This window comes from Azospirillum agricola, assembly GCF_020005195.1.
Lineage (GTDB): Bacteria > Pseudomonadota > Alphaproteobacteria > Azospirillales > Azospirillaceae > Azospirillum > Azospirillum agricola.
On the sequence record NZ_JAIFZR010000007.1, the window covers coordinates 392,560 to 413,983 of the forward strand.

Consider the following 21,424-nt stretch of genomic DNA (forward strand, 5'->3'; position numbering starts at 1 on the left):
TCCCCACCGGCAAGCCGGCTTCCTTGCCCCTCAACCCGAAACATGGCAGTGAAGCGGGGATTTTGTGGGAGCTGGAGAGCGCGATGCGGGTCCTGATCGCCGACGACACCATCGTCGCGCGGACGATGCTGGCGAGCTGGATCAAGGAGATGGGCTATGAGCCGATTCTCGCCGGCGATGGGGCGGAGGCGCTGGAGATCGCCTTCCGGGATGGATTCGACATCGCCGTCATCGACTGGGAGATGCCGCGCCTGACCGGGATGGAGGTGATCCGCCAACTCAAGGAGCACCCCCGCACCGCCTACGGCCACCTGATCCTGGTGACCGGGCGCAGCGACCAGAACAGCCTGATCCAGGCGCTGGACGGCGGCGCCGACGATTTCATCCGCAAGCCGCTGGCCCCGGCCGAACTGGTGGCCCGCGTGCGCGCCGGCGCCCGCATCGTCGAGCTGCGCAACCGCATCGTCCGGCTCGCCGAGACCGACCCGCTGACCGGCGCCGCCAACCGCCGCAGCTTCCTGGAGCGCGCCGGGGCGGCGGCGGCCGACGCCGGGCGTCGCCAGCGCTCGCTGTCGGTGATGCTGCTCGACATCGACCATTTCAAGCGGGTCAACGACACGCGCGGCCACGCCGGCGGCGACGCGGCGCTGAAGCGACTGGTCGAGTGCTGCGGCGCCACCCTGCGCCCCGGCGACCTGCTGGGCCGTTTCGGTGGCGAGGAGTTCGCGGTGCTGCTGCCGGAGACCAACCCCTACGTCGCGGTCGGCATCGCCGACCGGCTGCGCGCTGCGGTCGAGGCGATGGTCATCCCGCATGACGGGGAGGATTTCCGCATCACCGTCAGCATCGGCGTGGCGGCGGTGGGAGCCGACGGGCCGGACAACGGGCTCGACATGGCGCTGCGCCGGGCCGACGACGCCCTCTACCGCGCCAAGGATGGCGGCCGCAACCGGGTCGAGATGGCGCGCTAGGGCAAGCGTCGCGTCACGGCCACTTCACCTCGGGCGGCAGGCTCATCAGGATGGCCTCGGTGTTGCCGCCGGTCTTCAGGCCGAAGGTCGTGCCGCGGTCGTAGAGCAGGTTGAACTCCACGTAGCGGCCGCGCCGGACGAGCTGGTGCTCGCGCTGCTCCGCCGTCCACGGGCGGTTCATGTGCCGCCGCACCAGCTCCACATAGCTGTCGAGGAACGCGGTGCCGACGTCGCGGGTGAAGGCGAAGTCGGCCTCCCAGTCGCCCGAATCGAGCCCGTCGTAGAAGATGCCGCCGACCCCGCGCGCCTCGTTGCGGTGTGGCAGGAAGAAGTAGCGGTCGCACCACTCCTTGTAGCGCGGGTAATAGTCCGGGTCGTGGCGGTCGCAGGCGGCCTTCAGCCCGGCGTGGAAATCCGCCGTGTCCTGCGGATCCTCCAGCATCGGCGTCAGGTCGGCGCCACCGCCGAACCAGCCCTTGGTCGTCACGATGTGGCGGGTGTTCATGTGGGTCGCCGGCACCAGCGGCGAGCGCATGTGCGCCACGAGGCTGATACCCGCCGCCCAGAACTCGCCGGTTTCGGCGGCGCCCGGGATGGTGGCGCGGAACTCCGGGCTGAAGACGCCGTGCACGGTCGAGATGTTGACCCCGACCTTCTCGAACACCCGGCCCTTCATCACCGTCATGGTGCCGCCGCCGCCCTCGCCGCCGCCATGATCGGGGCGGACCCAGCTGCGGCGCTCGAATCGGCCGGGGGGGCGGTCGGCGTGGGTGCCGGTGAGCGCGTCCTCCAGCCCCTCGAAGGCGGCGCAGATGCGGTCGCGCAGTTCGGCGAACCAGGCGGCGGCGCGGGCCTTGCGGTCTTCGGTGGCTTGAGACGTCATGGGGGGCTCGTCTGATCGGGGGCGGTGTGGCCGGGTGCGGAGTGGGCGGATGCAAGTGCGGCCGTCTGCCGCAGGGCCTCACCCAACACCATCGCCGCGCTGATCGCAACGTTCAAGGAGCGGGCCGGCGGGCGCAGCGGGATGACCAAACGGGCGTCGGCCGCCGCGTGCACCGCGTCCGGCACCCCGGCGCTCTCCCGCCCGACGAGGATGCGGTCGTCGGGGGCGAAGGCGAAGTCGGTGTAGGGCATCGCACCCCGCGTCGTCAGCAGCACCAGCCGCCCCGCCGGCCGGGCGGCCGCGTAGGAGTCCCAGGAACTGTGGCGTTCCCAGTCGAGATGGTCGATGTAATCCATGCCCGCCCGCCGCAGCCGGCGGTCGTCGAGAACGAATCCGCAGGGCTCAATCAGGTCGAGCGCCACCCCGAGACCCGCCGCCAGCCGCATCAGCGTCCCGGCGTTCTGGGGAATGTCGGGTTCGAAAAGCACCAGCCGCATGGCCACTCCACGGAAAATGCTTGGTTATGCGTACAAACTAATGCTGCGCCCTGATGCTGCAATGCGGCGCGCGACAACTTGTCCGTCCACAAAGGCTTTCCAAGATGGCGGCGCGACGGTATACCGCACCCCGAAAGACCGGAGCCCAAAGCTCCGGAGCGACGCGGCGTGCCCGAGGTTCATCCACCCGGCGGACAGGCCCGTCAAGTCGTGATACAGAACGGTCCATCGGTCGTCCGGCGTGGTCTTGGCGCGCCGGGCATGCCTTGAGGAGAAACAGGCTTATGGCTCAGACCACGCATCCGCCCGGTCCGGGTGGCCACGCGGCCTCCGGCGACGGTTCCACCCGTCGCGACTTTCTGTACCTTGCCACCGGTGCGGTTGGCGTCGTCGGAGCCGCCTCGGCGGCCTGGCCCTTCATCGACAGCATGAACCCGGCCCGCGACACGCTGGCGCTGGCCTCCATCGACGTCGATCTGGCCCCCGTCGCGGAAGGCCAGGCCATCACCGTCACCTGGCGCGGCAAGCCCGTGTTCGTCCGCCACCGCACCGCCAAGGAGATCGAGGAGGCCAAGACGGTCAACCTCGCCGACCTGCGCGATCCGGCCGCCGACGACGCCCGTGTCAAGAAGCCGGAATGGTTGATCGTCATCGGTATCTGCACGCACCTCGGCTGCGTGCCGCTGGGGCAGAAGGTCACCGACCCGCGCGGCGATTTCGACGGCTGGTTCTGCCCCTGCCACGGCTCGCACTACGACACCGCTGGGCGCATCCGCAAGGGTCCGGCCCCGGCCAACCTCGTGGTTCCGACGTACGCCTTCACCGGCGATACCAAGATCCGCCTCGGTTAAGCCGCCCCAAGGTTCAGGAGACCCCGAGATGGCTCAGGCTCAAGCCACCAAATTCAAGAATCCGCTCGTGAACTGGATCGACAGCCGTCTGCCGATCTTCACGATGCTGGATCACGAGTACAACCACTACCCGATGCCCCGCAACGTCAACTACCTGTGGGCGTTCGGCGCGATTGCCGGCATCATGCTGGTGATCATGATCGCCACCGGCCTGTTCCTGGCGATGCAGTATTCCTCGCACACCTCGCTCGCCTTCGATTCCGTCGAGCGCATCATGCGCGACGTGAATTACGGCTGGCTGCTGCGCTACGTCCACGCCAACGGCGCGTCGATGTTCTTCATCGCCGTCTACATCCACATGTTCCGCGGCCTCTATTACGGCTCCTACAAGGCGCCGCGCGAGATCCTGTGGATCCTGGGCGTCATCATCTTCCTCGTCATGATGGGCACCGCCTTCATGGGCTACGTGCTGCCGTGGGGCCAGATGAGCTTCTGGGGCGCCACCGTCATCACGAACCTGTTCTCGGCCTTCCCGATCGTCGGCGATCCCATCGTCACCCTGCTGTGGGGCGGCTTCTCGGTCGACAACCCGACGCTGAACCGCTTCTTCGCGCTGCACTTCCTGCTGCCCTTCGTGCTGCTGGGTCTGGTGATCCTGCACACCGCGGCGCTGCATGTCTGCGGCTCGAACAACCCGCTGGGCATCGACGCCAAGGGCCCGCAGGACACCGTGCCGTTCAACCCGTACGTCACCGTCAAGGACGGCTTCGCGGTCGTGATCTTCATGATCGTCTACGCGGCGTTCGTGTTCTTCATGCCGAACTACATGGGCCATCCGGACAACTACATTCCGGCCAACCCGCTGGTGACGCCGGCGCACATCGTGCCGGAATGGTACTTCCTGCCCTTCTACGCCATCCTGCGCGCGATCCCCGACAAGCTGGGCGGCGTCATCGCCATGTTCGGCTCGATCGCCCTGCTGATGGCGCTGCCGTGGCTCGACACCTCGAAGGTCCGCAGCTGCAAGTTCCGTCCGATCTACCGCCAGTTCTTCTGGATCCTTGCGATCGACGCGCTGGTGCTCGGCTACGCCGGCGCCATGCCGGCGGAAGGCGCGTGGCTGATCATCGCCCGCGTCGGCACCTTCTACTACTTCTTCCATTTCCTGGTTCTGCTGCCGGTGCTGGGCAAGCTGGAACGGCCGCGGCCGCTCCCCAACAGCATCAGCGAATCCGTTCTGAAGGGCGGTGGCCGCGTTGCCGCTGGCGCTGCCGCCAAGCCGATGGAGAAGGCGTGATGCGCGCGTTGAAGACTGCCATCCTCTCGGCCGCGCTGGCGCTCGGCATCACCGCCCTTGGGGCCGGCGCCGTCCAGGCCTCCGAATCGGTCCATCTTCCGAAGCAGAGTTGGCCGCATTCCGGCATCTTCGGCACCATCGACAAGGCGTCGGCCCAGCGCGGCTTCCAGATCTACAAGGAAGTCTGCTCGACCTGCCACGCCATGCATCTGGTGCCGATCCGCACGCTGGCCGGCATCGGCTTCTCGGAGGACGAGCTGAAGGCGCTGGCCGCCGGCTACGAGGTCCAGGCCGGTCCGAACGATTCGGGCGAGATGTTCATGCGTCCGGGCGTCCCGGCCGACCGCTTCCCGTCGCCCTTCCCCAACGACCAGGCGGCCCGCGCGGCCAACGGCGGCGCCCTGCCGCCCGACCTGTCGCTGATGGCCAAGGCGCGGGTCGGTGGCGAGGACTACATCCACGCGTTCCTGACCGGCTTCGAGGAGCCGCCGGCCGGCGTCAACCTGATGCCGGGCATGAACTACAACAAGTACTTCCCCGGCCATCAGGTCGGCATGCCGAACATCCTGCAACCCGACGGCGTGACCTACGCCGACGGCACCAAGGCCACGGTGGAGCAGCAGGCGCACGACATCGCCACCTTCCTGACCTTCGCGGCGGAACCGCACCTCGACGCGCGCAAGCAGATGGGCGTCAAGGTGATCCTGTTCCTGATCGTGCTGGCCGGGCTGATGTACGCGACCAAGCGCAAGCTGTGGAGCAACCTGCACTGACGGCTGTTCCCTAGCCTCGTGATTTTCGACTGGACAGGGCGCCCCTAGGGGCGCCCTGTTTGGTTTCGGGGGTATCGTTGTCGGGCTTGCGAGGACGAAGGGAACGGACGGGCGATGGTGGACAGTCTGATCGACGAGATCGTGGATTTCTGGTTCGACGAGGCGACGAAGCCTTATTGGTTCCGGCGGTCGGACAGCTTCGACCGGGCGGTCGCCGACACGCTGGGGCCGCATCACGAGACGGCGGCGCAGGGCGGATTCGATCACTGGATGGAGGATGTCGACGGCTGCCTTGCGCTGTGCGTGCTGCTCGACCAGGTGCCGCGCAACAGGTTCCGCGGCGACCCGCGGGCCTTCGCCACCGACGCCAAGGCCCGCGCGGTGGCCGAGCACGCGCTTGCCAACGGCTTCGATCTGGAATGCACGGCGGACGAGCGCATCTTCCTCTACCTGCCCTTCGAGCATCACGAGGACATCGCCAGCCAGGGCCGTTCGGTGGCGCTGTTCCGCGATCGGGTCGGCGATCCGGAGACCATCGGCTTCGCCGAGCGGCACCGTGAGATCATCCAGCGTTTCGGGCGTTTTCCGCACCGCAACGCGATCCTCGGCCGCCCCAGCACGGCGGAGGAGGAGGCCTTCCTCCGGGAGCCGGGGTCGTCCTTCTGAGGCGGCCGGTCAGCCTGGCGGAACCAGCCAGCGTTTCAGCGCCGCCAGCAGGTCGGCCCCGCGGACCGGCTTGACGACATAGTCGTTCATGCCCGCCGCCAGGCAGTGCCTACGGTCCTCCGGCTGGGCGTTTGCGGTGACGGCGATGATCGGGATGCGGCCCCGCTCCCCCGACAGGGAGCGGATGGTCGCGGTCGCCGCGATTCCATCGACGTCGGGCATCGACACGTCCATCAGCACCGCCTCGGGCGGCTCGGCGGATTTGGCGACGGCGACCACCGCCTCCGCCCCGCCGGTCGCCAGCTCGACCGAGAAGCCGGCGCGGGACAGCAGGCCGGCGGTGACCATCCGGTTGGTGGCGCTGTCGTCCACCACCAGCAGCCGGCCGCCGCGCGCCCGCGCCCAGTCGAGCAGCCGGTCGGCGTCGCTTTTCGGCGCAAGGCTCGTTCTGAGAGCCGGTCCGACGCCCGGCCTCGCCTCCACGGCCAGTCCATCCTGCAAAATGTCACCGTCCATGGCTGGCCTTTGGCAAAATGCAAAGCAGGTTGCACAGCGGGTTGCGGAGACGCACAGTGGCGGCGCCGATTCCGGCCGGGCTCTCCGTTCCCAGCAAGCGGTGGGCCAACCGGGCCGGCGCCGGGGTGAACAGGCCGCGACGACGACGGAAAGACGACAGCCGACATGAATGGAATCGACCGGGGATGGATCGTGTTCGCCGCGCTGAACGGCGCGGTGGCGGTGGCGACGGGGGCCTACGCCAGCCACGGGCTGGCGGGCGATCCACGGGCACAGGAGCTGTTTCGCACCGCCGGGCAATACCAGATGTGGCACGCCCTCGCCCTGGTCGCCGTGGTGGTGCTGGCCGGCCGGGCGGACGGCTGGGCGCGGGGGGCGCTGCGGCTGGCGGGATGGCTGTTCGTGGCCGGCATCCTACTGTTCTGCGGGACGCTCTACACCCTGGCGACGAGCGGCCCCTTGCCGGTCGCGATGACCGCGCCGGCCGGCGGCTGGTCCTTCATGCTGGGCTGGCTGGCGTTTGGCGCCGCGGCGTTTGGCGTCACCCGCCGGACGGAATGACGCGAATCGCGGGGGAGGAAGGGGAGGGGGAGCGGCTCAGGTCGCGGCGGCGGCGGGGTGCCGGATGGCGAGCGGTTCCGCGTCCTCGTCGCTTCCGGCTTCGGCTTCGGTGACCGCCGCCCCGGCCGGCTCGCAATAAAGGCCGTGCAGCGTCGCCATGATGGTCTGTGCCTCGTGCCCGTTCAGCGAATAATAGATGTTCTGCGCGCTGCGGCGGGTGCGGACCAGCTTGTCCCGGCGCAGCCGGGCGAGATGCTGCGACAGCGCCGACTGGCTCAGCCCGACCAGTTCCTCCAACTCGCCGACCGACCGCTCGCCCTGGCTCAGATGGCACAGGATCAGCAGACGCCGCTCGTTGCACATGGCCTTCAGCAGCGCGCTGGCGCGGCGGGCGTTGGCCTGCAAATCCTCGATCTTCATCGCGTTACCGTCGCCCGCCCGGGGAACAAAAAGGTTTGTATGCAATCTTATTCATGACGGTGGCGTTTTGTCCACCTGTGGAAATCCGGCAGAGAAAACCCCGTGGCCGATCGCGAAGGCCGCCATCGTCCCGTTTCCTCGTTCCTGCCGGGCTTCCGTTGGGGCCACGCGCTGTCGCGCCCGGTTGTCTTGCCGGTCCGGCGCATTTATGGTAAACGACCCTCATGGTTGAAACCCGACGCACCGGCGACCGTGCCAACGAGGCGATCCGCTCCGAGCCCGGAGGCGGACGGGTTCCTGCGTCCGGCGCGGTCGGCCCCCGCGCGCGGGCCGAGGGGGTGGGGCGCGGACGCCAGCGCATTCCCAGCCTGCGCGAACTGGCGGCCCTGGTGGTCAACGGGGTCCTGACCCTGCCGCGCAACTACCGGCGCGGCATGTTCCTCGACGTCGAGATCTGACGGCCCGGTCATTTGATCGCGAGCAGAACCACCCCGGCGGTGATCAGAACCACGCCCAGCCAGTTCACCCCCGACAGCCGCTCGCCCAGCACAAGAACCCCGAACAGCGCGACGAGGACGACGCTCAGCTTGTCGACCGGGGCGACCTGCGAGGCCGGGCCGAGCTTGAGCGCGCGGAAATAGCACAGCCAGGATGCGCCGGTGGCCAGACCGGACAGCACGAGGAACAGGGCGGTTTTCGGGGAAATCGACGCGGGCGACAGCGATTCCCCCGATGCGACGAAAAGTCCGACCAGCAGCAGGAAGACGACGGCCGTCCGGATCAGGGTGGCGACGTCGGCGCTGATGCTTTCGACGCCGAGCTTGGCCAGAATCGCGGTCAAGGCCGCGAAACAGGCCGAGAGCAGCGCCCATACCAGCCACGCCGGCAGGAGACCATCGCTCATTCTCTTGATTTCCTTCGTGTTTCGTGTGCTTTCCTGAACCGGACCAGCCCGCCCGTTCCGGCTCAGTCTGCCGGAAGCCTGGTCCATCGCAAGGTCTGCGGGCCAGCCCGCCGCAAGGATGGATGAAATCCGGCCCGAGGCGGCGCCGGACGGCGTGAGCGCTATCACGCGAATTCAAGACTTTGCAAATAAGACTTATTAGCGATAGGATGCCGGCCACTCATCCGATCGGTCGGGGGCGCACCGATTCCGATGCCCGGCGCGGACGCTCCGCGTCTTGACGTCGGCGGCGTCCTTCGACGCCCAGACATCCGGCGAAGATCCCGCAACGCTTTGGGAGTGGTGATGACCATCGTGACACGGCGAAGAGACATGCTGACGGCTGGCTTGGCGCTCGGGCTGGTCGGGCTGGCGCCCCTGCCGGTCTTCGCCCAGGAGATCTCCGTGCGCCATGCCCGGGGGGAAACCCGGCTGCCGAAGACGGTGAAAACAGTGCTGACCTTCGACATGGCCTCGCTCGACACCCTCGACGCGCTCGGCGTTCCGGTCGCCGGCGTGCCGACCGGGCAGAAGCCGCCCCGCCTCGCCAAGTATGACGGTGCCGGCACCGCCAAGATCGGCAGCCTGTTCGAGCCCGACTACGAGGCGGTGAACGCGGCGCAGCCCGACCTGATCATCGTCAGCGGCCGCGCCGCGCCCAAATACGCCGAACTTGCCGCCATTGCGCCGACCATCGACCTGTCGGTGAGGACCGAGCGTTTCGTCGACAGCGCGGTCGAGAACGCGCAGACCCTGGGCCGGATCTTCGGCCGAAAGGCCGACGTGCAGGGGCGCGTCGACCGGCTGCGCGCCTCCATCGCCGAACTGAGGACCATCGCCGCCACGGCGGGCCGCGGTCTGCTGGTCCTGACCACCGGCGGCAAGGTCACCGCCTACGGTCCGGGCTCGCGGTTCGGTGTGCTGCACACCGAATACGGCGTCGTGCCGGCGGTCGAGACTCTGGACTCGGCGAACCACGGGCAGGCCATCTCCTTCGAGTTCATTCTCAAGACCAACCCGGACTGGTTGTTCGTGATGGACCGCGACGCCGCCATCGGCGCCGGCGGGCGGCCGGGCCGCCAGATTCTCGACAACGACCTCGTGCGCCAGACGACCGCCTGGAAGAAGGGGCAGGTCGTCGATCTCAACGCCGGGAACTGGTACATCGCCAGCGGCGGTCTCGCGGCGATGCAGGAGGATGTCGACGCCCTCGGGACGGCGCTGACGGGAAAGTCGTGATCATGCCCGGTGTTGTCCGCGGGACGGCCGGCGAACCGTCATGATGGGATCCGCCATGACGGGGCGGCTTGCCCTGGCGTCGGTCGGCGTCGGGTTGCTGGCGGTCGTCAGCCTGTTCGTCGGCGTCGGCGACGTGACGCTTGCCTCCCTGCTTGGCGGGGAATCCGTCCAGGCTGCCCAGATTCTGCTGATCAGCCGCATCCCGCGCACGCTGGCGCTGATTCTGGCCGGCGCGGCGATGGCCGTCGCCGGCCTGATCCTGCAAATGCTCGCCCGCAACAAGTTCGTGGAGCCGTCGACGGCGGGAACCGCCGAATCGGCGGTGTTCGGCATGCTGGTGGTGACGCTGCTGGCGCCCGACACCCCGGTCATCGGCCGCATGCTGATGGCGGGGGGCTTCGCGCTGGCCGGGACGGCGCTGTTCCTGGCGATCCTGCGGCGGATGCCGCTGCGCTCGCCGCTGGTCGTGCCGCTGGTCGGCATCATGCTGGGGGCGGTGATCACCGCGGGGACCGAGTTCGTCGCCTACCGCTACGACCTGATGCAGTCGGTGCGCAATTGGGAGACCGGCGACTTCTCCGGCGTGCTGCGCGGGCGGTACGAGCTGCTGTGGATCAGCGCCGCGCTGACGGGAGTCGCCTACGTCGCGGCCGACCGCTTCACCGTCGCCGGGCTGGGGGAGGATTTCACCACCAACCTCGGGCTGAACCACCGGCGGGTCGTCTCGCTCGGGCTGGTCATCGTGTCGCTGGTCACCGCCGCCGTCATCGCGACCTGCGGGATGATCCCCTTCCTCGGCCTGATCGTGCCCAACGTCATCAGCCTGATGTGGGGCGACAACATGCGCCGCTCGCTGCCCTGGGTGGCGCTGCTCGGCGCCGGGCTGGTGCTGGCCTGCGACATCGTCGGCCGCCTTGTGATCCACCCCTACGAGATTCCGATCGGCACGATGATGGGCATGGTCGGCAGCGCCGTCTTCCTCCATCTGCTGCTGCGGAGGAACGGCCATGCCTCCTGATCTCCGGTCAGCCAGCGGAGCCGCCAGTGGAGCTGCCAGTGGAGCCGGCGGGCGGGCCGGATCGCCGGTCCTCCTCCTCGCCACCCTGTCGGTGCTGACGGTGGCGTCGATCATCCTGTTCCTCACCGTCAACGCGCGCGGGAACTGGGGATTCATCCTGAGCTTCCGCGGCACGAAGGTCGCGGCGATGGTGCTGGTCGGCTACGCGGTCGCCGTCTCGACCGTGCTGTTCCAGACCATCACGAACAACCGGATCCTGACGCCCTCCATCATGGGCTTCGACGTGCTGTACCGGCTGATCCAGACGGTGCTGGTCTTCCAGCTCGGCTCGGCGGCCGTGGCGGAAATCGACCCGCGCCTGCGCTTCGGCGTCGAGGTCGGGGCGATGGTGGCGTTCTCCTGGCTGCTCTACCGCTGGCTGTTTTCCGGCGGGGTGCGCGGGCTGCATCTGCTGATGCTGGTCGGGATCGTGTTCGGCGTGCTGTTCCGCAGCCTGTCGAGCTTCCTCCAGCGCATCATCGACCCCAACGAGTTCCTGGTGGTGCAGGACCGGATGTTCGCCAGCTTCAACCGCGTCGATGGCCAGCTGCTCGCCGTCTCGGCGTTGGCCGTCCTGGCGGTCTCGGTCATCATCTGGCGGCGCATGGCGCTGTTCGACGTGCTGGCGCTGGGGCGCGAGGCGGCGATCAACCTCGGGGTCGACCACCGGCGGGCGGTTGCGCTGGTGCTGGTGCTGGTGTCGGTCCTGGTGTCGGTCTCGACGGCGCTGGTCGGGCCGGTGACCTTTCTCGGGCTGCTGGTCGCCAACTTCGCCTACACGCTGGTCCGCACGCACGAGCACCGGGTCATCCTGCCGGTCGCGGTCCTGCTCGGCATCCTGACGCTGACCGGCGGCCAGCTCGTCCTGGAGCGGGTGCTGGGGCTCAACAGCGCGCTCAGCATCGTCATCGAATTCCTCGGCGGGATCGCCTTCCTGTTCATTCTCGTGCGGAGATCGGCCCGATGATCGAGGTCCGGAACGCCAGCAAGTCCTACGGCCGGACGATCGTCGTCGACGATGTGTCGGTCACGCTGCCGGCCGGCGGGGTGATCTCGCTGATCGGCGCCAACGGGGCCGGGAAATCGACCCTGTTGTCGATCATCAGCCGGCTGCTGCCGATGACGGCGGGAACCGTCGTCGTCGACGGGATGGACGTGACGACCACGCCCGGCGACGTGCTGGCGCGTCGCCTGTCGATCCTGCGGCAGGACAACCAGATCATGGCGCGCCTGACGGTGCGGGACCTGATCGCCTTCGGCCGCTACCCGCACAGCAAGGGGCGCCTGACCGTCGAGGACCGCGGGCACATCGAGCGGGTGATCGACTATCTGGACCTCGGCGCCGTCGCCCACCGCTTCCTCGACGAACTGTCGGGCGGCCAGCGCCAGCGCGCCTTCATCGCCATGGTGCTGTGCCAGGACACCGAATACATCCTGCTCGACGAGCCGCTGAACAACCTCGACGTCAAGCACGCGGTGGCGATGATGGCGCTGTTCCGCCGCACCGCCGACGCGTTCGGCAAGACCGTCATCCTGGTGCTGCACGACATCAACTTCGCCTCCTGCTACTCCGACCGCATCGTGGCGATGCGGAACGGCCGCATCGCCTACGAAGGGCCGCCGGAGGCGATCATCACCACGGACGTCATCCGCGAGGTGTACGGCGTCGAGGCCGCCATCCACGAGATCGACGGCCAGCGGATCGCCCTGTACTTCCGCTGAACGCCGACGCCGGGCCGCTCATTCGGCCGGGCCGGGCCCGGCCTTCTGGTCCCAGGCGAGCGACGGGGTGTCCGTTCCGGCGACGGAATAGAGCGCGCCCGGTGCGTTGCGGGTCTTCTGGAACTCCTCCAGCGTCTCGCCCCGCATCGCCGCGTAGATGTGCAGGTTGGAGGTGCCGACCACGGCGCCGAGCTTTTCCAGCATGAAGAAGATGACGCCGTAATGGATCATCCCGCGCCAGTCGCGGTCGCGGACCAGACGGCGCTCCTCGCCGGTGAGGCCGGCCTCATCGAACGCGGCCTCGGGATCGGCCAGGAAGCGGGCGCGGTGGGCCGGCTCGACCATGCGGTGCAGGAAGCGATTGAGCCGGTAGGCCTTGACGCTGGTGGCGTGGGTGAAGGGGTAGGTGCCGGTCAGTTCCCCGGCCCCGGCGAGCTGCCGGCCGATGTGGGCGCGGTGCTCCGACAGGATGTCGGCGGGCGGCTCGATCGCCTCGTTCTCGTAGATGACGGTGGCGATGCCGGTCATCGAGGGCAGGTAGTAGGTCTGGTGGATCTTGCGCACGCTCGCGGACATCGCGCCGCGCATGACCAGCCACATGATCACCTCGGCCCCCTCCATGCCGCCGAGGCGGGCGAAGTCGGCGTGCGTCATGCGGGTCAGCGCGACCGGGTCCTTCTCGATCATCTCCAGGAACCGGGCGTCCCAGGCGGTGTTGTTGAAGCCCGCCCGCTCGCCGTGCACCTGGTGCGACAGCCCGCCGGTGGCGACGATCACCACCTTCAGATCCTCCGGGTAGCTCTCGATGGCGCGGCGCAGCCCCTGACCCAGCTTGTAGCAGCGCCGCGCCGAGGGGATCGGGAACTGGAGCACGCCGACCTGGAGCGGGACGATGGGAACCGGCCAGTCCGGCTCGTGCGGCATCAGCATCGACAGCGGCGAGAAGCAGCCATGGTCGAGCGGGCGCTCCTGGAAGAAGGACATGTCGAACTCGTCGGCCATCAGCGACTGGCCGATGTGGTGGGCGAGCCCGGTGTGCCCCTTGACCGGCGGCAGCGGCCGGGTGCCGCCGCCCTCGTCGGCGACGCTGTAGGACCCGCCGATGCCCAGCGTGAAGGCCGAGTAATGGTCGAAGAAGAAGGAGGTGATGTGGTCGTTGTAGATGAAGAACAGAACGTCCGGCTTCTTTTCGTCCAGCCATTGGCGGACCGGCTCGTAGGCCGCGAAGATCGGCGCCCAGACCGGGTCGTCCTGCTTCCGCCGGTCGAAGGCGAAGCCGATGGTCGGGGTGTGCGAGGTCGCGATCGACCCGACGATGCGTGCCATGTGGTCCTCCCGGGAGTCTTTTGTGCTTGTGGTTCCGCCGGGGCGCTCCGTCGGTCCCATCGTCATGACCGGGCTTGTCCCGGTCATCCGCGCGGAAACCGGAAGCTTGCCCGTGGATGCCCGCGCCAAGCACGGGCATGACGTGTCGGGGGAACCGGGGCTGCCTGTGGAGCGGCTGGTCCGGTCCCCCTCCCTAAGACATGTCTTACTTTTTCTGCGCCTCGATGGCGTTCAGCACTTCGCGCGCGATGCGCAGCGCGTCGCGGGGGACGTCCCCGTCGAAGCGCGCCCGCACGCCGAGGTCGGACACCCATTGCTGGTGGGCGGCCGTCGCCGCCGGCAGGAAGTTGCTGACCCCGGCGTGCTCCAGCGTCGCGGCGACCTCGCGCATCTCGGCGGCGCGGCGCTTTCCGTGGACGACGACACGCTCCATCACGTGATCCGCCAGCGCGGCGAAATCGAGCTTCGACAGCGACGCGGTGAGCGACGGGATGATGCGGTCCTCGATGCCGAGCTTCACGGCGGCGGTGACGCACTCCATTGTCACGCTCTCGAAGCCCTTGATGGCGATGCTGCGGATCATCTTGACGGTCGAGGCGTCGCCGGTGCGGTCGGAAACGGTCTCGAAGCTCATCCCCAGGGCGGCGAGGATCGGCTCGACCGTGGCGGCGGCCGGGCCGCTGATCAGCAGCGGCGTCTCGTGCCGGCGCGGGTGGACCGGGGCCATCACCGCCACGTCGACGGTGCCGGCGCCGGCCGCCGCCACCCGCTCCGCCGCCTCGGCCTTGCGGAAGGGGGCGGCGGAGTTGATGTCGAGGAACAGCATCCCCGGATGCACGCCGGGAAGCACGCTCCCGGCCGCCGCCAGCACCTGATCCGCCGTCACCGCGGAGATGACGAGGTCGGCCCACGCCGCCGCCTCGGCGGCGCTGTCCAGCGGCATCACGCCGAGCGCGCGGCATTCGGCGCGCTTGGCGTCGGCCCGCTGCGGGTCGTCGAACAGGATGTCGTAGGCGGCCACGCTCACCGGGCCGCGCGTGCGCCAGCCGCTGGTGAAGGCTTGGGCGGCTTCGCCGAAGCCGATGAAGGCGATGTTCACGTCGCTCATGCTGGGTGTCCCCGTGTTGTCCGGGCCGCTCAATGCAGGCCGCCGCCGATGCCGCACAGCGCGTCCAGCCGGGCCGGATCGTCGATCAGGCTGCGGCTGGCGCCGTCGAAGGCGATGCGGCCGCGGCTCATCACCATGGTGCGCGGCGCGAAGGCCAGGGCAAGCTTGGCGTGCTGCTCCACCATGATGATCGACAGCCCACCCTCGTCGCGCAGGCGCAGGAGCGCGTGGAAGAGCTGCTCGACGATCACCGGGGCCAGCCCCTCGAACGGCTCGTCGAGCAGCAGCACGCGCGGGTTGGTCAGCAGCGCCCGCCCGAAGGCCAGCATCTGCTGCTCGCCGCCGGAGAGCTGGTTGCCCATGTTGGCGCGGCGCTGCTGGAGGCGCGGGAACAGCTCGTAGATCCGTTCCAGCGTCCAGGCGCCGGGGCGCAGGCCGACCAGCAGATTCTCCTCGACCGTCAGCGAGGGGAAGATCTCGCGCTGCTGCGGCACGAAGCCGATGCCGGCCTGGGCCCGCCGGTTGGGCCGCAGCGCGGCGATGTCCCGGTCGCCCAGCCCGATGCGGCCGCCGTGCAGCCGGGTCAGCCCCATGATGGTGGCGAGCAGCGTGGTCTTGCCGACGCCGTTGCGGCCGATGATCGACAGCTTTTCCCCGGCGGCGAGATCGAAGCTGAGATCCTCCAGCACCACCGTGGCGCCGTAGCCGGCGCTGACGTTGCCGAGCGACAGGCCGGCCTTTTGCATCTCAGGCATGGATGCCCTCCCCGAGATAGACGGACTTGACCGTCTCGTTGTTGGCGATCTCGTCCGGCGTGCCGCGCGCCAGCACGGCGCCCTGCACCAGCACGGTGATGCGCTGGGCGAAGCGGAAGACAAGGTCCATGTCGTGCTCGATGATCAGGATGGCGAGGTCGCTGGCGAGGCTTTCCAGCACTTCGATGATGGTGCCGGTCTCGGTCGAGGGGATGCCGGCGGCCGGCTCGTCGAGCAGCAGCACCTTGGGCCGCAATGCCAGCGCGATGGCGATCTCGACCAGACGCTGGCGGCCGTAGGGCAGGGACTTCACCTCGCGGTTGCCCCAGGGGGCGAGGCCGAGGCGGTCGAGGATGTCGTAAGCCTCCTCGCGGATGACGCGGCGGAGCGTCGGGCTCGGCAGCGGGCGCCAGCCGTGGTTGTGGTGCTCGTCCAGCGCCAGGATGACGTTCTCGGCCACCGTCAGGCTGTTGAACAGCGTGTTGATCTGGAAGGTGCGGACCATGCCGCGCTTGACGCGGGCCTCGATCGGCAGGGCCGTCACGTCCTGGCCGTCGAGGATGACCGAGCCGGAGGTCGGCGGGATCAGGCCGGTCAGCAGGTTGACGAAAGTGCTCTTGCCGGCGCCGTTGGGGCCGATCAGCGCCTCGAAGGTGCCGGGCTCCAGCGAGAAGTTGATGTTCTGCGCCACGGTCAGGGCGCCGAAGCTCTTGTTCAGCCCGTGGGTCTCCAGGATCGGCGGCAGCATCAGCGGACCTCCCCGCGCTGGAAGAACGAGAGCAGGCGGTCGACCAGCCCGATCAGCCCCTTGGGTGCGAACAGCACGATCACCGCCAGCAGCAGCCCGAGCCAGAAGTACCAGTAGGCGGGGTCGAGCGCCGACAGGCGGTCCTTGAACAGCGTGAACACCACGGCCCCCAGCAGGGCGCCCCACAGGCGGCCGGCGCCGCCCAGCGCGACGATGATCAGGATCTCGCCGGACAGGCTGAAATGCAGCACGTTCAGCCCGACGAACTGCGAGGTCTGCGCCAGCAGCGCCCCGGCGATGCCGGCCAGCGCCGCCGAGACCACGTAGATCGACAACAGCCGCTGCTGCACGTTGGTGCCGATGGCCTGCATGCGCACCCGGTTCTCGCGGATGCCGACCAGGGAGCGGCCGTAGGGCGAGCGGGTCATCAGCACGGCCAAGCCCACCACCACCGCCAGCACCGCCAGCGTGTAGAGGAAGGCGGTCAGGCCGAAGATGTCGAAGTCGAACAGCCCGAGGATCGGGGCGATCACCATGCCCTGCAAGCCGTCGGCGCCGCCGGTCAGCGGCTTGGCCCGGTTGGCGATCTCGTAGACCAGCGAGGCGAAGGCCATGGTCAGCATGAGCTGGCCCAGCCCCTTCGTGCGCAGCACCAGCACGCCGGTCGCCCCGCCCAGCGCCGCCGCGACGAGCCCCGCCAGCAGCAGGCCGGACAGCGGCTCGGTCCAGCCGAGATGGGCGGACGCGATGCCGACCGTGTAGGCGCCCAGCCCGAAGAAGACGGCGTGGCCCAGCGTCACGATTCCGGCGAAGCCGACCAGCAGGTCGACCGACAGCGCGAAGATCATGGTGATGGCGACCTGGCTGGCGAGCAGCCAATAGGCCTCGCCGAACAGCAGGGTGGCCAGCGCGCCGAACCCGAGCAGGGCGGCGATGGCGAGGTCGCCGCCGGACCGGCCCATCGCCAGCCCGCGCCAAGTCGAGGGCGTGGCGGCGCCGGATGGCGTGGCGGCACCGCCGGATGCGGACATGCTTTTCACGCGTTCAGTCCTTGCGATTGGCCTTGGAAGGGGACTCGTCATCGGTCAGCTCCGCACGCCGAACAGGCCGGCGGGCTTGGCCAGCAGGATGGCGATGACGACGCCGTAGATGAAGAAGGCGCCGAATTCCGGGATCAGGTACTTGCCCGCCACGTCGACCACGCCGATGCACAGCGCCGCCAGGAAGGGGCCGAAGATCGAGCCCAACCCGCCGACCGCGACGACGATCAGGAACAGCACCAGATATTCCTGCCCGTAGGTCGGGGTGATCGACAGGATGTCGGCGCCGATGCCGCCGCCCAGCCCGGCGATGCCGGTGCCCAGCGCGAAGGTCAGGGTGAACAGCAGCTTGGTGTCGACGCCGATCGCCTCGGCCATGTTGCGGTTGTCCACCGCGGCGCGGATGCGCATGCCCATGCGGGTGCGGCCGATCAGCAGCCACAGCGCCGCCAGGATCGCCACGCCGGCCACGATGACGAAGGCCCGGTAGGACGGGAATTCGACGTCGCCCAGCGCGATCTGGCCGGACAGGCTGGCGGGGATCTCCGGCTGCTGCTGCAACGGGCCGAAGGCGACGGTGAAGCCGGCGATGGCCATGAACAGCAGCGCGATGGAGAACAGCACCTGCCGCAGCTCGTCGGCGCCGTAGAGTGTGCGGACGACCAGCCGCTCGATCACCGCCCCGGCCAGCGCCACCACGATGAAGGCGGCCGGCAGCGCCACCCAGAAGGGCAGCCCGAGCGACCGTGTCGCCATGACGACGACGTAGCCGCCGGCGGCGGCGAAGGCGCCATGGGCGAGGTTGGCGAAGTTCATCAGGCCCATGGTGATGCCGAGCCCGACGGAGACGATGTAGAGGACCATCGCGAAGGCGAGGCCGTGGAAGAGGATGGTCAGAGCAGCCGTGATCACGGGGCCGCCTCCTTCGGGCAAGAGCGATGCTGGAACAGGTGATTGGGTGGGGTGGGTGGGGCGGATCCCATTCGAAGCCCTTCTCCCCTTGTGGGGCAGGGCTGGAGAGCGCCAAAGGCGCTCGTAGGCACTGCTGGTTGGGATGAGGGGGATTCGCCGAAGGAGAAAGATTTGCCCCCCTCACCCCAACCCACGAAGCCTGCGATCGCCTTTGGCGCTCTTCGGCTTCGTCCCGCAAGGGGAGAGGGGCTTCAAGCGGCTCTCCAGCCTTACTTGCCGGCCGCCTTGCCCGGATCCTTCACCGCCTGGAAGGTCTCGAACTCGACGTTGCGCAGCGCGCCGTCCACCTTCTCGACGCGGCGGATGTAGATGTTCTGCACGACGTCGCGCGTCTCCGGATCGATGGCGATCGGGCCGCGCGGGCTCTCGGCCTTCCAGTGGCGCATCGCCTCGACCGCCGCCTCGCCGGTGAACTTGCCCTTCAGGGACTTGATGGCGCCGTGGATCGCCGCCATCCCGTCATAGCCGCCCACCCCCATGAAGGTCGGCACGCTGTCGGCCCCGTAGGCCGCCTGCCACGCCTTGACGAAGTCGGCGTTGGCCTTGCTGTCGTGCGAGGTCGAGTAGTGGAAGCCGGTCACCACGCCGATGGCCGCGTCGCCCATGTTGGGCAGCTCGTCCTCGACCGACACCTCGCCGGAGCCGATCAGCCGGACCCCGGCCTCCTTCAGACCGAGGCTCTGGTACGCCTTCATCAGCGCCGTCGATTGCGTGCCGCCGGGCAGGAAGACGTAGAGCGCGTCGGGCTTGGCGTCCTTCACCTTCTGCAGGAAGGGCACGAAGTCGGGGCTCTGCACCGGCACGCGGACCGAGGCGGTCACCGTCTTGCCGGCCTCCTTCAGGCCGTGGGCGAAGGCCTCCTCCGCCTCGATGCCCGGCGCGTAGTCGGACACCAGCGTGTAGACGCTCTTGATGTCGGGCTGCTTGGCCGCCCACTGGGCGAGCGGCACGGTGATCTGCGGCAGGGTCTGCGACACGCGGACGATGTAGGGCGAGGACTTCGTCGTCGCCCAGGAGGCGGCGTTCATGATGACGAAGGGCACCTTGGCCTGGGTGGCGATCGGCGCGATGGCGTTGGCGTTCGGCGTGAAGATGATGCCGGCCAGCACATCGACCTTGTCGCGCACGACCAGCTCCTGCGCCAGCCGCTTGGCGACGTCGGGGGCCGGGCCGGTGTCGTCGCGCACGATCAGCTCGACGCTGTCGTCGCCGAGGTCGTCCTTGTGCAGCGACTGGTAGAGCTTGGCGCCGCGCTCGATCTGCTGGCCGAGCGAGGCGGTCGGCCCCGACAGCGACACCACCAGCCCGACCTTGTAGGTCTTGGCGGCGGCGGTGCCGGCCAGCGGCAGCAGGGCGGCGGCGGCCACGGCGGTGCCGAGCATCAGGGAACGGAGAGACATTCGCGTTTTCCTCCCGAGGGGATTCTTCTTGGAGCTTGTCTTGTCGGTGCTTGTCTTGGAGCTCGGCGGCGCCGCTCAGCGGCCCAGGTCTTCGAGGCGGTCGACATAGACCAGCCCGGCCTCGGCCAGCGCTGGCCGCATGCCGTACATGTCCAGCCCGAGTTCGCCGGCGGCGAGCCGCTTGCGCTTGTCCTCCTCGTTCGCCGCGCGCTTCAGCCCGGCGGCGGCGACTTCGGCGACGCGCGCCGCCGGCACCACGACCACCCCGTCGTCGTCGGCGACGATCGCGTCGCCCGGATTGACCAGGGCACCGGCGCAGACCACCGGGATGTTGACCGAGCCGAGAGTCGCCTTGACCGTGCCCTTGGCCGACACCGCCCGCGCCCAGGCGGGGAAGCCCATCTCCTGGAGGCTCGCCACGTCGCGCACCCCGGCGTCGATCACCAGACCGCGCACCTTGCGGGCCATCAGCGAGGTCGCCAGCAGGTCGCCGAACATGCCGTCGCTGTTGTCGGCGGTGACGGCGACGACCAGGATGTCGCCGGGCCGGCACTGCTCGACCGCGACGTGCAGCATCCAGTTGTCGCCGGGCTGGGCCAGCACGGTGACGGCGGTCCCCGCCACCCGCGCGCCGGGCCAGACCGGGCGCATGTAGGTCTTCATCAGCCCCAGCCGGCCCATCGCCTCGTGCACGGTGGAGACGCCGAGCGTGCCCAGGCTTTCCACCGCCGCCGCGTCGGCGCGGTCGATCTCGCGGACGACGATCCCGGTCCTCATGCCAGCTCCTCCAGCACCATCGGGAACACCCGCTGGTAGGCCTCGCCGTAGGTCATGCCCTGGGCGGTGCCGTAGGTGGCGCTGCGCCCGGAGTTGCGGCCGCCCTGGGCGCCGCGCTGGAGGGCGACGCGGGTGTAGTAGTCCCACAGGTGGCGCTGGGCCGGCAGGAACTCGAAGGCTTGGCGCTTGATGTCCCAGACCTCGTCGATGTTCAGGATGACGTTGGGCTTGAAGTCGCACTGCTCGGGCTGGTGCGGCTCGAACAGGAAGACCGGCGGGGCGCCCAGCGTCTTGGCGCCGGGGTTGTGGCCGGCGGCCTGCGCGATGATGCGCGCCTGCTGGGCGAAGCGGCCGGCGTCCGGGTGGTCGTAGTTATAGGGATCGGCCGACGGGTGGGTCAGCACGAAGTCGGGCTGGACGTCGCGGTAGATGTCGACCAGCCGGTCGAGCATGGCGCGGTTGAGGTCCAGCGGGTAATCCTCGGTGTCGAAGAACTCGATCTCGGCGCCGAGCAGTTCGGCCACGCGCACCGTCTCCTCGTGGCGCTGCCGCTTCACCGCCTCCAGCGTGGCGCCGGGCTGCTTCCAAGCGCCCTGGCTCTCGCCGCGGGCCCCGTAGGACAGGCAGACGACCTTGACGCGGTAGCCGCGCTTGACGTGCAGCGCGATGGCGCCGCCGGTGCGCCAGACGAAGTCCCCCGGATGCGCGCTGACGACCAGCGCGCTCTTCTGCGATTGCGTGCTCATGGCGATGTACGGTCTGTTGTTTGGACGACCGTCTTATTTGGACGGGCGTACAAATGCTAGGCAGGACGACAGTTCCCTGTCAACATGAATGTGACAGCTGTGCAAATTGAAGATACGACCGTTCAAATCATTTGTACGATCGACCAAGGGGCGCTA

At 68.9% G+C, this 21,424-nt stretch carries 25 protein-coding genes; 11 read left to right on the plus strand and 14 right to left on the minus strand.

Translation table 11 applies throughout. The features are described 5' to 3' along the window. Positions 1-83 precede the first annotated feature (83 nt). A complete protein-coding gene (locus JN22_RS31625) occupies positions 84-971 on the plus strand; it encodes a GGDEF domain-containing protein (RefSeq protein ID WP_085557868.1) in 888 nt (295 codons plus the stop codon). A 13-nt stretch (positions 972-984) separates the two neighbouring features. Here the strand turns inward: JN22_RS31625 and hemF are convergent, their stop codons facing one another. Both hemF and JN22_RS31635 read right to left on the minus strand, forming a co-directional pair. Continuing rightward, a complete protein-coding gene (gene hemF / locus JN22_RS31630) occupies positions 985-1,854 on the minus strand; it encodes an oxygen-dependent coproporphyrinogen oxidase (protein ID WP_085557869.1) in 870 nt (289 codons plus the stop codon). Then, positions 1,851-2,351, minus strand: coding sequence for a tRNA (cytidine(34)-2'-O)-methyltransferase (locus JN22_RS31635; RefSeq protein WP_085557870.1), 501 nt, complete (start codon positions 2,349-2,351; stop codon positions 1,851-1,853). Before JN22_RS31635 ends, hemF begins: the two co-directional genes overlap by 4 nt. Positions 2,352-2,635: 284 nt before the next feature. Between JN22_RS31635 and petA the strand changes: the two genes are divergently transcribed. From petA to JN22_RS31655, 4 genes are all read left to right on the plus strand, one after another. Beyond that, on the plus strand, positions 2,636-3,202 hold the full coding sequence (petA, locus tag JN22_RS31640; RefSeq protein ID WP_085557871.1) for a ubiquinol-cytochrome c reductase iron-sulfur subunit: 567 nt from the start codon (positions 2,636-2,638) through the stop codon (positions 3,200-3,202). Between the two features lie 28 nt (positions 3,203-3,230). Further along, positions 3,231-4,499 carry a cytochrome b gene (locus JN22_RS31645; RefSeq protein ID WP_085557872.1) on the plus strand — a complete coding sequence of 423 codons (1,269 nt, stop codon included), beginning with the start codon at positions 3,231-3,233 and terminating at the stop codon, positions 4,497-4,499. Beyond that, on the plus strand, positions 4,499-5,272 hold the full coding sequence (locus tag JN22_RS31650; protein ID WP_085557873.1) for a cytochrome c1: 774 nt from the start codon (positions 4,499-4,501) through the stop codon (positions 5,270-5,272). The genes JN22_RS31645 and JN22_RS31650 overlap by 1 nt, the downstream gene beginning before the upstream one ends. A gap of 114 nt (positions 5,273-5,386) precedes the next feature. Beyond that, positions 5,387-5,938, plus strand: a complete 552-nt coding sequence (locus JN22_RS31655; RefSeq protein WP_085557874.1) for a DUF924 family protein — start codon at positions 5,387-5,389, stop codon at positions 5,936-5,938. 9 nt (positions 5,939-5,947) lie between these two features. Here the strand turns inward: JN22_RS31655 and JN22_RS31660 are convergent, their stop codons facing one another. Further along, on the minus strand, positions 5,948-6,454 hold the full coding sequence (locus JN22_RS31660; protein WP_085557875.1) for a response regulator: 507 nt from the start codon (positions 6,452-6,454) through the stop codon (positions 5,948-5,950). Between the two features lie 165 nt (positions 6,455-6,619). On the opposite strand from JN22_RS31660, the gene JN22_RS31665 reads away from it, so the two are divergent. After that, complete coding sequence (locus tag JN22_RS31665) at positions 6,620-7,015, plus strand: DUF423 domain-containing protein (protein WP_085557876.1); 396 nt, start codon at positions 6,620-6,622, stop codon at positions 7,013-7,015. A gap of 36 nt (positions 7,016-7,051) precedes the next feature. Here JN22_RS31665 and JN22_RS31670 read toward each other — a convergent pair whose 3' ends face one another. After that, on the minus strand, positions 7,052-7,435 hold the full coding sequence (locus tag JN22_RS31670) for an ArsR/SmtB family transcription factor (protein ID WP_085557877.1): 384 nt from the start codon (positions 7,433-7,435) through the stop codon (positions 7,052-7,054). Between the two features lie 224 nt (positions 7,436-7,659). On the opposite strand from JN22_RS31670, the gene JN22_RS31675 reads away from it, so the two are divergent. Then, entirely contained in the window at positions 7,660-7,893 is a 234-nt protein-coding gene (locus JN22_RS31675; protein WP_085557878.1) for a hypothetical protein, read from the plus strand. An 8-nt stretch (positions 7,894-7,901) separates the two neighbouring features. On the opposite strand, the gene JN22_RS31680 is transcribed toward JN22_RS31675, so the two are convergent. After that, positions 7,902-8,339 carry an EamA family transporter gene (locus tag JN22_RS31680; protein WP_085557879.1) on the minus strand — a complete coding sequence of 146 codons (438 nt, stop codon included), beginning with the start codon at positions 8,337-8,339 and terminating at the stop codon, positions 7,902-7,904. Between the two features lie 372 nt (positions 8,340-8,711). On the opposite strand from JN22_RS31680, the gene JN22_RS31685 reads away from it, so the two are divergent. From JN22_RS31685 to JN22_RS31700, 4 genes are read left to right on the plus strand one after another with little or no spacing between them, the layout of a single operon-like run. After that, complete coding sequence (locus tag JN22_RS31685) at positions 8,712-9,617, plus strand: siderophore ABC transporter substrate-binding protein (protein ID WP_223678000.1); 906 nt, start codon at positions 8,712-8,714, stop codon at positions 9,615-9,617. Positions 9,618-9,672: 55 nt separating this feature from the next. Beyond that, positions 9,673-10,635 carry an ABC transporter permease gene (locus tag JN22_RS31690; RefSeq protein WP_085558021.1) on the plus strand — a complete coding sequence of 321 codons (963 nt, stop codon included), beginning with the start codon at positions 9,673-9,675 and terminating at the stop codon, positions 10,633-10,635. Beyond that, positions 10,625-11,641 carry an iron chelate uptake ABC transporter family permease subunit gene (locus JN22_RS31695; RefSeq protein ID WP_085557881.1) on the plus strand — a complete coding sequence of 339 codons (1,017 nt, stop codon included), beginning with the start codon at positions 10,625-10,627 and terminating at the stop codon, positions 11,639-11,641. The genes JN22_RS31690 and JN22_RS31695 overlap by 11 nt, the downstream gene beginning before the upstream one ends. After that, positions 11,638-12,396 carry an iron ABC transporter ATP-binding protein gene (locus tag JN22_RS31700; RefSeq protein WP_085557882.1) on the plus strand — a complete coding sequence of 253 codons (759 nt, stop codon included), beginning with the start codon at positions 11,638-11,640 and terminating at the stop codon, positions 12,394-12,396. Before JN22_RS31695 ends, JN22_RS31700 begins: the two co-directional genes overlap by 4 nt. 18 nt (positions 12,397-12,414) lie before the next feature. On the opposite strand, the gene JN22_RS31705 is transcribed toward JN22_RS31700, so the two are convergent. From JN22_RS31705 to JN22_RS31745, 9 genes are all read right to left on the minus strand, one after another. Then, positions 12,415-13,722, minus strand: a complete 1,308-nt coding sequence (locus JN22_RS31705; protein ID WP_085557883.1) for a gallate dioxygenase — start codon at positions 13,720-13,722, stop codon at positions 12,415-12,417. 205 nt (positions 13,723-13,927) lie between these two features. After that, positions 13,928-14,830 carry an NAD(P)-dependent oxidoreductase gene (locus JN22_RS31710; RefSeq protein ID WP_085557884.1) on the minus strand — a complete coding sequence of 301 codons (903 nt, stop codon included), beginning with the start codon at positions 14,828-14,830 and terminating at the stop codon, positions 13,928-13,930. Between the two features lie 29 nt (positions 14,831-14,859). Next, positions 14,860-15,585, minus strand: coding sequence for an ABC transporter ATP-binding protein (locus tag JN22_RS31715; protein ID WP_085557885.1), 726 nt, complete (start codon positions 15,583-15,585; stop codon positions 14,860-14,862). Beyond that, the gene (locus JN22_RS31720) at positions 15,578-16,333 is read right to left on the minus strand and encodes an ABC transporter ATP-binding protein (protein ID WP_085557886.1); all 756 of its coding nucleotides are present in this window, start codon (positions 16,331-16,333) and stop codon (positions 15,578-15,580) included. Before JN22_RS31720 ends, JN22_RS31715 begins: the two co-directional genes overlap by 8 nt. Further along, on the minus strand, positions 16,333-17,364 hold the full coding sequence (locus JN22_RS31725; RefSeq protein ID WP_223678015.1) for a branched-chain amino acid ABC transporter permease: 1,032 nt from the start codon (positions 17,362-17,364) through the stop codon (positions 16,333-16,335). Before JN22_RS31725 ends, JN22_RS31720 begins: the two co-directional genes overlap by 1 nt. A gap of 54 nt (positions 17,365-17,418) precedes the next feature. After that, positions 17,419-18,285 (minus strand): branched-chain amino acid ABC transporter permease, encoded by an 867-nt coding sequence (locus tag JN22_RS31730; RefSeq protein WP_223678001.1) that lies wholly within the window; start codon positions 18,283-18,285, stop codon positions 17,419-17,421. A gap of 269 nt (positions 18,286-18,554) precedes the next feature. After that, entirely contained in the window at positions 18,555-19,745 is a 1,191-nt protein-coding gene (locus tag JN22_RS31735) for an ABC transporter substrate-binding protein (protein WP_085557888.1), read from the minus strand. A 75-nt stretch (positions 19,746-19,820) separates the two neighbouring features. Beyond that, positions 19,821-20,522, minus strand: coding sequence for a 4-carboxy-4-hydroxy-2-oxoadipate aldolase/oxaloacetate decarboxylase (locus JN22_RS31740; protein WP_085557889.1), 702 nt, complete (start codon positions 20,520-20,522; stop codon positions 19,821-19,823). Continuing rightward, complete coding sequence (locus JN22_RS31745) at positions 20,519-21,268, minus strand: PIG-L deacetylase family protein (RefSeq protein ID WP_085557890.1); 750 nt, start codon at positions 21,266-21,268, stop codon at positions 20,519-20,521. The genes JN22_RS31740 and JN22_RS31745 overlap by 4 nt, the downstream gene beginning before the upstream one ends. Between the last annotated feature and the right edge of the window lie 156 nt (positions 21,269-21,424).